The 11656-nt window shown below is 72.8% G+C and carries 12 protein-coding genes; all 12 read left to right on the forward strand.

Annotated features, from left to right (window positions below; genetic code table 11):
* Nucleotides 1-319 precede the first annotated feature (319 nt).
* The 12 genes from ACIRG6_RS36475 (at nt 320) to ACIRG6_RS36530 (ending at nt 11483) form a co-directional block, all read left to right on the forward strand.
* Nucleotides 320-502, forward strand: coding sequence for a DUF5302 domain-containing protein (locus ACIRG6_RS36475; protein ID WP_364686056.1), 183 nt, complete (start codon nt 320-322; stop codon nt 500-502).
* Between the two features lie 329 nt (nt 503-831).
* Entirely contained in the window at nt 832-1488 is a 657-nt protein-coding gene (locus tag ACIRG6_RS36480) for a helix-turn-helix domain-containing protein (protein ID WP_364686059.1), read from the forward strand.
* 236 nt (nt 1489-1724) lie between these two features.
* Nucleotides 1725-2549, forward strand: coding sequence for an AfsR/SARP family transcriptional regulator (locus ACIRG6_RS36485; RefSeq protein WP_364825295.1), 825 nt, complete (start codon nt 1725-1727; stop codon nt 2547-2549).
* Nucleotides 2550-2639: 90 nt separating this feature from the next.
* The gene (locus tag ACIRG6_RS36490; RefSeq protein WP_403326206.1) at nt 2640-3053 is read left to right on the forward strand and encodes an acyl carrier protein; all 414 of its coding nucleotides are present in this window, start codon (nt 2640-2642) and stop codon (nt 3051-3053) included.
* A 14-nt stretch (nt 3054-3067) separates the two neighbouring features.
* Nucleotides 3068-4879: a beta-ketoacyl [acyl carrier protein] synthase domain-containing protein gene (locus ACIRG6_RS36495; protein WP_403326209.1), complete on the forward strand. Its 1812-nt coding sequence runs from the start codon at nt 3068-3070 to the stop codon at nt 4877-4879.
* Nucleotides 4876-5706 carry a 4'-phosphopantetheinyl transferase family protein gene (locus ACIRG6_RS36500; protein ID WP_364686071.1) on the forward strand — a complete coding sequence of 277 codons (831 nt, stop codon included), beginning with the start codon at nt 4876-4878 and terminating at the stop codon, nt 5704-5706. Before ACIRG6_RS36495 ends, ACIRG6_RS36500 begins: the two co-directional genes overlap by 4 nt.
* A 212-nt stretch (nt 5707-5918) precedes the next feature.
* Complete coding sequence (locus ACIRG6_RS36505; RefSeq protein ID WP_403326212.1) at nt 5919-6740, forward strand: AfsR/SARP family transcriptional regulator; 822 nt, start codon at nt 5919-5921, stop codon at nt 6738-6740.
* A gap of 171 nt (nt 6741-6911) precedes the next feature.
* On the forward strand, nt 6912-7871 hold the full coding sequence (locus tag ACIRG6_RS36510; RefSeq protein ID WP_403326215.1) for an aromatase/cyclase: 960 nt from the start codon (nt 6912-6914) through the stop codon (nt 7869-7871).
* A 46-nt stretch (nt 7872-7917) separates the two neighbouring features.
* Nucleotides 7918-8607 (forward strand): acyltransferase domain-containing protein, encoded by a 690-nt coding sequence (locus tag ACIRG6_RS36515; RefSeq protein WP_364686107.1) that lies wholly within the window; start codon nt 7918-7920, stop codon nt 8605-8607.
* A gap of 180 nt (nt 8608-8787) precedes the next feature.
* Nucleotides 8788-10884 carry a condensation domain-containing protein gene (locus ACIRG6_RS36520; protein ID WP_403326218.1) on the forward strand — a complete coding sequence of 699 codons (2097 nt, stop codon included), beginning with the start codon at nt 8788-8790 and terminating at the stop codon, nt 10882-10884.
* Between the two features lie 44 nt (nt 10885-10928).
* Complete coding sequence (locus ACIRG6_RS36525) at nt 10929-11114, forward strand: DUF5302 domain-containing protein (RefSeq protein ID WP_364686083.1); 186 nt, start codon at nt 10929-10931, stop codon at nt 11112-11114.
* Between the two features lie 201 nt (nt 11115-11315).
* On the forward strand, nt 11316-11483 hold the full coding sequence (locus ACIRG6_RS36530) for a hypothetical protein (RefSeq protein ID WP_158075149.1): 168 nt from the start codon (nt 11316-11318) through the stop codon (nt 11481-11483).
* The last annotated feature ends 173 nt before the right edge of the window (nt 11484-11656 follow it).

Raw genomic sequence — 11656 nt, forward strand, 5'->3', positions numbered from 1 at the left:
CTTTGACTTACTACGTAAGGGGAGTACGGTACACTGTAAGCGGGAAGAGGTTGCACCGCAATGACGCCCCATGAGTATGGGGTGTCTGCACGAGTTATGAAGGGGTGGTTCCGGTATCACTCGACTCGCTCTCGAGGGCGGCGCGGTGAAACGGACTTCCCTGGCCGACAGGTACCGGGTGCGGTGGCTGGAACGCGCATTTCGCGCGGATCGTCACTGCTTTATTCGAGGGGGTGTCAGGTGATTCTCAAGTGAGACTCAAGCGCTTTTCGAGCGGTGGTTCCGCTCGACTCCATTCCTCTCGACCCAGGAGCGACGTATGGCTGACGTGACCAAGCGCAATGCAGCAGACACCGACGTGAAGCTTCAGTTCAAGGAAGTGCTCGAGCGCAAGCAGCGCCGGCAGCGGTCCGGGGAGGCTCACGGCGACAGGGGCCTGCAGGCCAAGGGTGTGAGCGGCCCGGTGCCGCAGAAGAAAATCTTCCGTCGCAAGACCGGCTGACCATCCCCCGTTGTAAGCCGGGCGGCGGAGCAGGAGCCCCGGCGGTCCCGTCCTCAGTGACGGACCGTCGGGGCATCCGTATGTCCTGGACGCGAAGCAAAAACAGACAATCTTGACTGTTTCTGCCGGGGTCTCGATGTCGTGAAGAGCCCCTGGACAGCGCACTGATTCTGGCTGCCGCCTGGGCCCACCTTGGCATTTTCGGTGCGGAGGGCTCCCGTAATAAACCGTCATGATGGTTTACTGATCCTACGAAGCATGTCCGCTCGCGGTCCCCTGTGTGCGGACTGTCGTGCCGGGCGGCTGTCCCGCGATCAGGAGACTTCTCGATGGTGAAGCAGGAACGAGCGGCGCACACTCGGCAGACGTTGGTCCGAGCCGCCGGCGAGGAGTTCGCCCGCGGGGGCTACGAGCCGGTGTCGCTCAGCAGGATCAGCAAACGGGCCGGGGTCAGCTACGGCGGCCTGCACCACCACTTCGCCGGCAAGCAGGACCTGGCCCGGGCGGTCGTGGCGGAGGCCGCCGCCATCCTGCGTGACGAGGTGTGCGCGGACACCGGCTCCGCGCCCGGTGACGGCGGGCGCGGAGCCCTGGCGCGGCTCGTCGGGTCCACCTACCGCCTGGTGGACCGGATCGACCGGGACGCGGTGGTTCAGGCGGGGTTCGTCCTCACTCTGGACCTCTCCAGCCCCGACCTCGGAGAGGACCTGCGCGAGCGGTGGCGGCGCTGGGTCGAGCAGATCCTGGACGAGGCCGAGCGGGCGCAGGAGCTCGGCGCGGGCATCCGCGGTGCCGACGTCGCGACGGCCGTGGTGGCGGCGACCGTGGGATTCGAGGCGCTCAGCGTGCGGGACCGGGCCTGGCTGAAGCCGGATGTCGTCGTCCGCTTCTGGCGGCTGATCCTGCCGCGCGTCGCCTCGCCGGAGACGGCGGCCGCCCTGCATGCCGTCGGCTGCCCGCCCGTCGCGTGCGAGCCGGCGGTGTGATCCCCGGGACGGCGCCGCGCCCCCCGGGGCGGGCTGGCCGTCCCCGATCGAGGCAAAAAAAGTCATCGCGTTCTCTTTTTGGCCTCGCATCAGCAAGGATGCCCCCTGATCGGGCCGAAAGAGTGGTCGATTTGCCCGATTAGGTCGGGTTCACCGGCACACTCCGTGCATTGACAAACCGATCGTACTGTTTTTTACTTCGGCGAGAGGTTGCACAACAAACAGGGGAGAGAGTTGTGGACATCGGGGTCTTGGGGGCTCTGGAGGTGAAGGTGCGGGGTGTGTCGATCACACCCACGGCACCCAAACCGCGGCAGGTACTGGCGATGCTCGCCTCGCGCGTCAACCGGCTGGTGCCGGTGGAGGTGCTGACCGAGGAGCTGTGGGGAAGCTGCCCGCCCCGCAGCGCCCGCACGACGCTGCAGACCTACGTGCTGCAGCTGCGGGAGCTGATCGCCGCCGCTCTGGCCTCGCGGCCGGCGACGGACGAGCAGGAGCCCCAGGACACCGGAGCGAAGGACGTCCTGATGACGCTGCCCGGCGGCTACCGCCTGGTGGGCGGCGAAGGAGCCTGCGACGTCCGGGAGTTCGAGCTGCTGGCCGGGCGCGGCTACCGCGCCATGGACGCGGGCGACTTCACCGAGGCGTCCACGCTGCTGCGGCAGGCCCTCGGCCTCTGGTCGGGCGAGGCCTTCGCCGACGTCCGCACGGGCGCACAACTGCAGTCGGAGGCATGGCGACTGGAGGAGTCACGCCTGTGCGCGCTGGAGCAGTGCTTCGAGGCGGAGCTGCGGCTCGGCCGGCACCGTGAACTGCTGTCGGAACTGACGGTGCTGGTGAACCGGTACGGCACGCACGAGAACCTGCACGCCCAGTTCATGCTCGCGCTGTACCGCTCCGGACGGCGTGGCGAGGCCCTGCACGCCTACCAGCGCCTGCGCGCCACCCTCGTCCGCGATCTGGGGATCGAACCCTCCGCGCACGTACGCAGGTTGCAGCGCTCCATCCTCATGGCGGCGCCGGACGCCCCCGCCGCTTCCGTGCCCTCCCTGACCGGGTGAACCGGACCCATCAGCCATCGCCGTACGGATTCGACACGGCCTCGCCCATGCTTCCGCCGCGGCCAGCACGTGACTTGGAGAGAAGCCATCGTGTTCAACAACCCGAACCCGGCCCAGTCGGCACCCGGCGGTGACGTGCCGCTCGTTCTCGACACACTGCGCGAGATGCTCGGCGCGATCCTGCGCTGCGACCCGTGGGAGATCGACGAGAAGGCCACCTTCCACGTCCTGGGCCTCGACTCCATCCTCGGAGCCGAATTCGTGGACGCCATCAACACCCGGTACGGCCTCAAAGAGGAAGCCTTCACCCTCTACGACCACCCCACCCCCGCCGCCATGGCCACCCATGTCGTCGCCCGCACCTCGGCGAGGACCCCGGCCGCGCCCGGCCCGGGCCGCGCGGCCGGGCCCCGTGCCGGTCTCGACACCCTGCTCGACGCCGTCCGCGACGACCGGCTGAGCGTCGACGAGGCCGTCGCTCTGCTCGCCGCGGACAGGGCCTGAAGCGCCTGCCGCACATGCGTATGGACAACAGGGAGATCCTGACTCGGTTCAAGGACGGCACCCTCGGCAGGCAACAGGCCGTCGAGCTCCTCACCGAAGGAGCCGGCCCGCCCCCGCCGCCCGTCCCCCTCACCGCCCGGCCCGAACCCGCAGCCCCCCGCACCCCGCCCGCGGGCTGCGCCGTCATCGGCATCGCCGGACGCTATCCGCACGCCGGTGACCTCGACGCCTTGCGGCGTCTGCTGCGCACCGGACCGGACGCACCCGCCACCCCGCCGCCCGGCCGCCTGATCGACGAACACGGCCGCACCGGCCACTACCTCGACCGGGTCGCCGACTTCGACCCCGACTTCTTCCGGCTGACCGCCAGGGAAGCCGCCCTCACCGACCCCCAGGAACGCCTCTTCCTCGAAGTCGCCTGGCAGGTGATGGAGGACGCGGGCTACACCGGAGCCCGCCTCGACGCCCTGGTCGGCGCCGACGGCGAATCGCGCAGTGTCGGCGTGTACACGGCGGTGAGCTCCTGCGACTACGCCCTGCTGGCCGCGGAGCTGTGGGCCGACGGCCACCGGGCCATGCCCCGCAGCGGCCACGGGAGCGTGGCGCACCCGCTCTCCGCGCTGCTCGACCTGCGGGGCCCCAACTGGTCGGTGGACACCGCCGACTCGTCCTTCCTCGTCGCCCTGCACCAGGCGATCGGCGCGCTGGAGTCCGGCGAATGCGCCGCCGCGCTCGTCGGTGCTGTGGAGCTGCGGCTGCACCCCTCCCGCCAGTTCCCCGGAGCCGGAGAAGGCGTGGGCGCCCTGCTCCTCAAGCCACTGGACCGGGCACGGGCGGACGGCGACACCGTCCACGCCGTCATCCGCTCCAGCGCCGTGGGCCGCACCGGCCGCGCCGGGAACACCGGGCCCGCCCACCGCACGGAACAGCCCGGCCACGCCGGACCCGGCGGGCAGACCCGCAGCCCCGGCGAAGACCGCCTGGTGCGCCGCGCCCTGGCAGCCGCCGCGATCGACGCGGACACGGTCACCGTGCTGGAGACACCCGACAGCGCGGCACGCACCACCGGCCGGGCCGGAGCGGCCACCGGGGTCGCCGCCCTCACCCGGGCGGTGCTGCGGCTCGGCGAAGAGGCCGGCCGGGACGCCTCGGTACCGCACCGGGCCGTGATCACCGCCGGAAGCGAGGCCGGCACCCGGGCCTGTGTCGTCGTCGAGGCAGGTCCGGCGCAGCCGCCCGCCCGCCCGAAGACGGAGACGGACCCCTTCACCGGGCGGCCGCCGGTGGAGCACGGTGAGGACCGGGGTGCCGCCCCCGAGCTGATCCTGCTGTCGGCACCCACCCCCGGCCACCTCGCCGCCACCGCCCGCCGCCTGGCCGACTGGCTCGGTGCCGGCCGGGCAGCGGATCTGCCCGCTCTCGCCCACGCCCTGCGCACCGGCCGCGCCGCGCTGCCCTGCCGCCTCGCCGTCACCGCTCGCAGCCACCGGGAACTGGCCGAACTGCTGGGGGACTTCGCCGCCGGGGCGCCCGGTGACCGCGCGGGCCGGCGCCTGCGGGTGGCGGACCTGCGGACCGCACCGGCCGATCCGCTGCTCCTCGACGAGGCGCCCGAGACCCGCGCTTACCTGTCCGCGCTGTGGCGAGCCGGACGCCTGGAACAGCTCGCCGGACTGTGGGCCGGCGGCGTCGACGTGACGCGGACGGCGGAGACCGCCGACGGCCGCGAACCCGGGCCGCGCTCCGTGCCGCCCCGCTCCGCCCTGCTGCCCCGGCCGCTGTGGCTGGGCCGCGACACGGAAGCGGACGTGGAGCCACCGACGTGATCACGGACATCGGCCGGAGCGAGGACCCGGACCGCCCCGTCCAGCTGTGGTTCTGCGCCAACGACGACCTGCCGCCGGACCACGCGGCCCTGCTCGCCGCCCACTGGTTCGACGAGGAGGAGAAACGGACGGCACAGGCCTTCCTCTTCGAACGCGACCGGCGCCAGTACCTGGTCGCCCACACCCTGGTGCGCCGCGTACTGGCGCTGGAGACCGGCCTCGCCGAGGACGAACTGCACTTCTGGCGTTCCTCGCGCGGCCGGCCCTTCCTGCGCGTGCCGGCGGGCGGACTCCTGCGCGGCGGACGGCAACTGGACTTCAACCTGTCGCACGCCAGTGGCTGCAACCTGCTGGGCGTGACCCGCGCGCACACCATCGGCGTCGACGTGGAGCGGCTCGACCGGGACCCGCGCTCCTTCCACACGATCCTGCAGACCTTCGCGGCACGGGAGCGGCACTGGGTGGCCGAAGCGGCCACCGGAGCGGCGCGCGACCGCAGGACGATGCGGCTGTGGACTCTGAAAGAGGCCTACGCGAAAGCGCGCGGGCTCGGACTCGGGCTGCCGTTCGACTCGTTCTCCTTCACGCTGGCCGAGGACCGCGGTGTGCTCGGATTCGAGCCGCCCGCCGACGACCGGTACGGGCAGTGGACGTTCGTCGAACTCGAGCCCGCGCCCGACGTCCTGGCCGCCGTGGTCATCCAGACCGACCCCTTCACGGATCCCGTGATGCACCTGCACCGCGGATTTCCGTGGGCACGGACGGCACCGCACCGCGTCGCCCTGCCCGCGCCGGCGGCCGTCGCCGCGACACCGGCCTACCGGTGACCGCCCCGCGTTTGCTTTCTCCAGCGAATTCAGGGCCGCACTCCAGCAATTCACGAGCCGTACCACGCCAATCTGCGAGCAGCGAATTCAGCCGTCCATAACCGCTGGAGAAGAACTGGAGAATCAAGCGTGCACACTCTGTGTCCCGCTAGCGTGCAAAGAACCAAGCGTGTGTGCCCATGGAGTGCATCTCGCCGACACCGGGGGAGAACATGAAGATTCAGGTACTGGGACCGCTGAGGGCGGAAGTCAACGGCGGATCGATCGTTCCCACGGCCGGCAAGCCGCGTCAGCTGCTTTCCCTGCTGGCCCTCTACCGAGGACGTGTCGTGCCGGTGCAGACCCTCATGGAGGAGATATGGGGGGTCGAGCCGCCGCTGAGCTCGCTCACCACGCTCCAGACCTACATCCTCCAGCTGCGCCGCCGCCTCGGCACCGCCATGGGCCCGGACGTCCCCGGAAACGCCAAGGACATCCTGGCCACCCGGCACGGCGGCTACGTGCTGCAGATCCCCTCGGACTGCATCGACGTGCACGAGTACGAGCGGCTGGTGGCGGAGGGACGCAACGCCTTCGAGGCCGGTGACGCCGCCCTCGCCTCCGACCGGTTCCGCGCGGCCCTCGATCTGTGGGACGGTGCCGCCCTGGTGGACGTGCGTCTCGGACCCGTCCTCGACATCGAGGTCGTACGGCTCGAGGAGAGCCGGCTGGTCACCACCGAGCGCCGCATCGACGCCGACCTGCGTCTCGGTCGGCACGCCGAACTGCTGGGTGAGCTGCGCCAGTTGACGATGCATCACCCGCTGCACGAGGGGCTGCACGCGCAGTTCATCCTGGCGCAGTACCGCTCCGGACGGCAGGCCGCCGCTCTGGGTGCGTACCGCGGGCTGTGCGGCCGGCTGCGCGAGGAGCTCGGCGTCGAGCCCGCCCCGCAACTCCAGCGGCTGTACCAGGCGATGCTCACCACGGCTCCCCAGCTCGACATCCTGGCCGGCCCGCGCGGCGCCTCCACGTTCGACCTCTTCGCCGCCTGAGCGCACGCGCACCGACGCGACCTGCTGTCGAGGCGGTGCTCAAGGCGTCCTCGTCCCTCCCTCTAGTGATTCAGGACACAGTCGGCACGACGGCCTCGGCCCGCCGGAGCCCGAGGCCCGTGACGCCATGGGGCCCCCGCCCCGGGCTGTGACTTGGAGGAGGGCGGACGGATGCCTGCCGAGCGGATGCGCTGTGCGCAGCACGACGTGGTGATCGCCGCCCCCGCGGGCGTGGTCTACGGGCTGGTGGCCGATGCCGTCCACTGGCCCCGGTACTTCCCGTCCGTCGTGCACGTCGAACAGCTGGAGTCCGACGGGCGGCAGGAACGGCACCGCCTGTGGGACACCGCCGAGGGCCAGGTGCGCTCGTGGACGACGCGCCTGGTCTTCTCGTCCGACCTGCGGCGGGTGGACTTCTGGCAGGAGCAGCCGGCAGCACCGCTCACGAGCATGCACGGTTCCTGGACCGTCGAAGCCCTCGACGAGCGGCGCACCCGGCTGACCCTGAACCGCACCTTCACCGTCGCCCGCGACGACCCGGCGAGCGCCGCCCGGGCGGAGCGGGCCCTCGACACCACCGCCCGCATGGATCTGGAGGGTGTGCGCCACCACGCGCAGCACTGGGGCGACCTCGACGGACTCATGCTGTCCTTCGAGGACTCCGCCCGCGTCAAGGGGCCCGCCGAGCTCGTCTACGACGTGCTGTACCGAGTCCGGGACTGGCCCCAGCTCCTGCCCCAGATCGCCCGCGCCGACGTGCGGGAGGACCCGCCCGGTGTGCAGCTGGTCCGCGGGCAGACCCACGCGACGGGCCGGCTGCCCGCCCGCACCACCGAGGCCGTACGCATCTGCTTCCCCCACGCCGGACGCATCGTGTTCAAACTGACCGCCCCGCCGGGCCCGCTGGTGGCCCACACCGGGGAGTGGTCCGTCGTGCCGGACACGGCGGGCGTGACCGTCACCGCCCAGCACCGTGCCGTCCTCGACCCGGACCGCATCGAAGCCGTTCTCGGCGCCGGCACGGACACCGCCCAGGCCCGGCGCCACGTGCGGGAGAGCCTCGGCCAGGAGAGCCGGGCGGTACTCGAACTGGCCAGGCAACACGCGGAGAGCGCGGTCCGGGTGCTGTGACCCGCGTGCCGCGGTGGATTCGCCACGAGGACACGAGAGGGTGCCCATGAAATCCGACCCGCACATCCGGGACATCCCCCGGCCCGCACTCCTGGCCTGCGGCTGCGCCGACCGAGGCGGAAAGCCCGGCGTCCGCGGCGACCTCGCGGTGCTGTTCCCCGACTGGGACGGCCGCCCACCCACCACGACCAGGACCCTGTACGGCTCGTTCCCCGCCTTCCGGGCCGCCTTCGACGCCCTGCGCGACGCCCTGGACTGCTGTCTGCCCGTACCGCTGGTCGCCGCCGTGTTCGCGCCCCCGCACGGAGTCGACGCCCGGCTGCTCGAAGACCCCCGGTACGGCAAGCCCGCGCTGTTCGGGTACCAGGTGGGCCTGTTCCGCCTCTGGCACGCCCTCGGCATCGACGCCACCGCGGTCACCGGACACGGCATCGGCGCGCTCGCGGCGGCCCACGTGGCAGGAGCCCTCGGTCTGCGTGACGCCGCCCACCTGACCCTCACTCAGGAAGGCGGCCCCTGCACCGCGCCCACCTCGCACCCCGTGGGCTTCGGCAGGCTCCTGCGGTGCGAACCCGTCCGGGAGATGCCCCAGGCCGCCCCCGAACCCCGGGCCCTGCTGGCGGCCTTCCGCCAACTCCAGGTGCGGGGACCCGAGATCGACTGGAAAAGGCTCCTGGCATCGGGATCCGCTTCAGGGCCGCTAGAGGAATCCGGCCTCAGCTCCCTGAGTGCCTAGTCTGGCCGCAAGGATCCCGGCCGACCCCCCACGCCCGCACGCCGCCCCGGGTGAGCCCCGGGCGGCACGCCCGCGAGTACACCGTCACGACACCCGTCCTGCCGTCCCGCCGGCGGCGTCCGCGCGCGACAGCCGGACGGCACGACAGATCACGACACACCGAGGGGAAAGGGGGCACGGATGACCACCGACGGCCACCACCCCTCCGACGCGCCCGCCCCCGTCCCGGGACACCCGCCGGCACCCGAACCGGGGGCCGTGACCGTGACCGTGACCTTCGCCGGCACCCCCGAGACACGGCAGGCCGTCGTGCACGTCCACGGCCCCGCACCGACCGGCGCCCTCGGCACCGGCACCGCACCCGCCGCCCGCCACACCGGGCACGCGACGGTCTCGCCCGCGTTCGCCGGGCCCCTCGCCGACCGGCTCACCCGCTCCCCGGCCCCGTCACCCGCCCCCACCCGGGTCGAACCTCCGGAGACCTTCGCCGTCACCCCCCTGCAACGCGATGTCCTCGCCGACGCCGTCCACCACCCGGACCACCATGTGGAGCAGCTCGCCTGGCGCTGGCACGGCCCGCTGGACACCGGCCGCTTCACCGCCGCCTGGCAGTCCGTCTTCGACCGGGAGACCGTGCTGCGCGCCGCGTTCGACTGGGACCCGCACCCCACAGTCACCGTGCACCGCCACGCCACCCCGGAGGTCGTACGGCACGCACACGGAACCTTCCCCGGCCGCGCCGCCCTGATGGAACACGAGCGGGTACGCGGCTTCGACCTGCGCCGCCCCGGGCTGCTGCGCGCCGCCCTCCTCGACGGGGCACCCCCGGGCACGCCGGGCGGTACCGCGCCCACCGAGGTCCTGCTCACCTACCACCGCGCCCTGCTCGACCACTGGAGCGTGCACGCCCTGCTCCGTGAGTTCTACCGCGCCTACTGCGCCGAGGGCGTCCTGCCCGGCGGCGAGCGCCGCCCCGACCTGCGCGACTACGTCCGCTGGCTGGGAGACCAGGACCCGTCCGCCGCCCGGGACTTCTGGTCCCGGGAGGCGGCACGTCCCGCCGTGCGCCTGCCGCGGGCCGAACCCGGCGCCACCACCGGGCAGACCGGCACCGGACGCATCCGGGTCCGGCTCACCGGCGACGAGGTGGCACGCCTGGCCGCATGGGTGGCGCACCAGGGCGCCACCGAGAGCGTCGCCGTGCACGCGGTGTGGGCGATGCTCCTGCACCGCGCGTCGGACGCCGCCGCGGAGCCCGCCCGGGTGCGCTTCGGCGTCACGGTCTCCGGCCGGGGCGTCTTCCTCGGGGACATCGAGCGCACCCCCGGCCCCTTCGCCAGCCCCCTGCCGGTGTCCGTCGAGGTGGACCCGCACGCCCCGGTCTCCCGGCTGCTGTGGGCCCTGCGCGACTGCGCCCTGGACGTGTCCGGGTACGAGTGGGTCGCCGCGGGCCAGATCCGCGACTGGCTCGCGCAGGGCCCGGCCGCGCCGCAGGACGAGGCGGAGGCCGTGCTCGCCGACTCCCTGCTGGTCTTCGAGCACCGCACGCGCGGGCTCGGCGAACTCGGCCCGGGCCTCGCCGCGCGGGGCATCCGTGTCGACACCCCGGACCTCGTCCCCGCCCGCCCCCCGGTCCCGATCGGCATCGTCGTCCACCACGACGACCAGGGCGGCTTGGTCCTGACGTGCGTGCACGACCGCGCCCGCCTCGACGACGCCCGCGCCTTCGCCCTGCTGTCGGCGAGCGCCCAACTGCTGCGCGAACTGCCGGACACCGCAGGGGAGTCGGTGACCGTCGCCGCCCTCCTCGACGGCCTGCCCGGCACCGACCAGCCCCGCCTGCACGAACGGCCCGTACCCCCGGCGGGGGAGGGCGGCCCGCTGGTCACACTGCGGGCGGCCACCGCACCCCGCACCGGGACCGCCTGCCTGGTCACCCCGCCGGGCACCCCCGCCTCCTGGCTCGCCGGGCTCGTCAGGGGCACCACCGGAGCGCATGCCGTCGTGGCGCTCCACCCGGCGGCCCACGGGACCCGGACCTGCGTCACGGCCCTCCGCCACCATCTGCGCACCACCGACGGCCCGCTGGTGCTGGCCGGCGTCTCCGGAGTAGGCGCCGTGGCCTGCGACATCGCCCTGGGCCTCGCGGAGGACGGCGGCCAGCCCCCGCCCGTGGTCCTGGCCGGCGGCGACTCGGTCGGCGCCCTGGCGCACGCGATTGAGACAACCTTGAAACGGACTGAGGCCAAACTCGAGCGGCCCTCGAGGGGGCAGTGATGCCCTGGGGTACGGGACTTGCCGTCGAACGCCAGGAGGCAGCCATGGCTGACACGCCCCCCGCGAACCATGCCGAGGAGGAGGAGGCTAAGCGCCGTTTCCAGGAGGCCCTTGAGAAGAAGGCGCGCACCTCACAGGCACGCGCGGCTCACGAAGAGGGCCGACTGAAAGTCAAGAACATGAGTGGCAACGCCGGTCAGAAGAAGTTCTTCAGGCGCAAGACCGGCTGACGGCCCCCGGCCGCCGCGCATGGTGCACCGACGCCGTGCCCCGATCTCCGCATCGGGGCACGGCGTCGTCGTTTCTCCGCGGTGCGACCGGGCGCCGAGGCGCCTTCGACCAGAACTCCACCGGCGCGGCCTACCGTCCCAGTGTTTTCCGCGGTGGCCGGCCACCGCGGACGCACCTACCGACCTACCGAAGGGGATTCGATGGACATCACCACGACTGTCTGGAAGGACGCCATGCAGCAGGAGGGCCTCACGGCCACTCCGGGGCACCCGGCGGGCGCGGTGGACCTCACCGCCGACCTCCCCACGGGCGACTCCGTGGCGGCCTCCACCCTCTCCACGCAGCCGTTCTTCAACTGCTGCGGCTGACGACCCAGGCGGCTCACCGCCGCAGCGGTCGTGGGGTGGCCGCGCGACTGCGGCCACCCCGCGCACCATCCGGCGCCGGATCGTCGCGCCCCGGCCGGCCCCGGCCCGCCGCGCCCGGACCTCCCGGCGCGGACCCGCGAACGCGGCGGACCCACCCGGTCGGAAAGGACATC

It is taken from the genome of Streptomyces flaveolus, assembly GCF_044765825.1.
GTDB classification, from domain to species: domain Bacteria; phylum Actinomycetota; class Actinomycetes; order Streptomycetales; family Streptomycetaceae; genus Streptomyces; species Streptomyces flaveolus.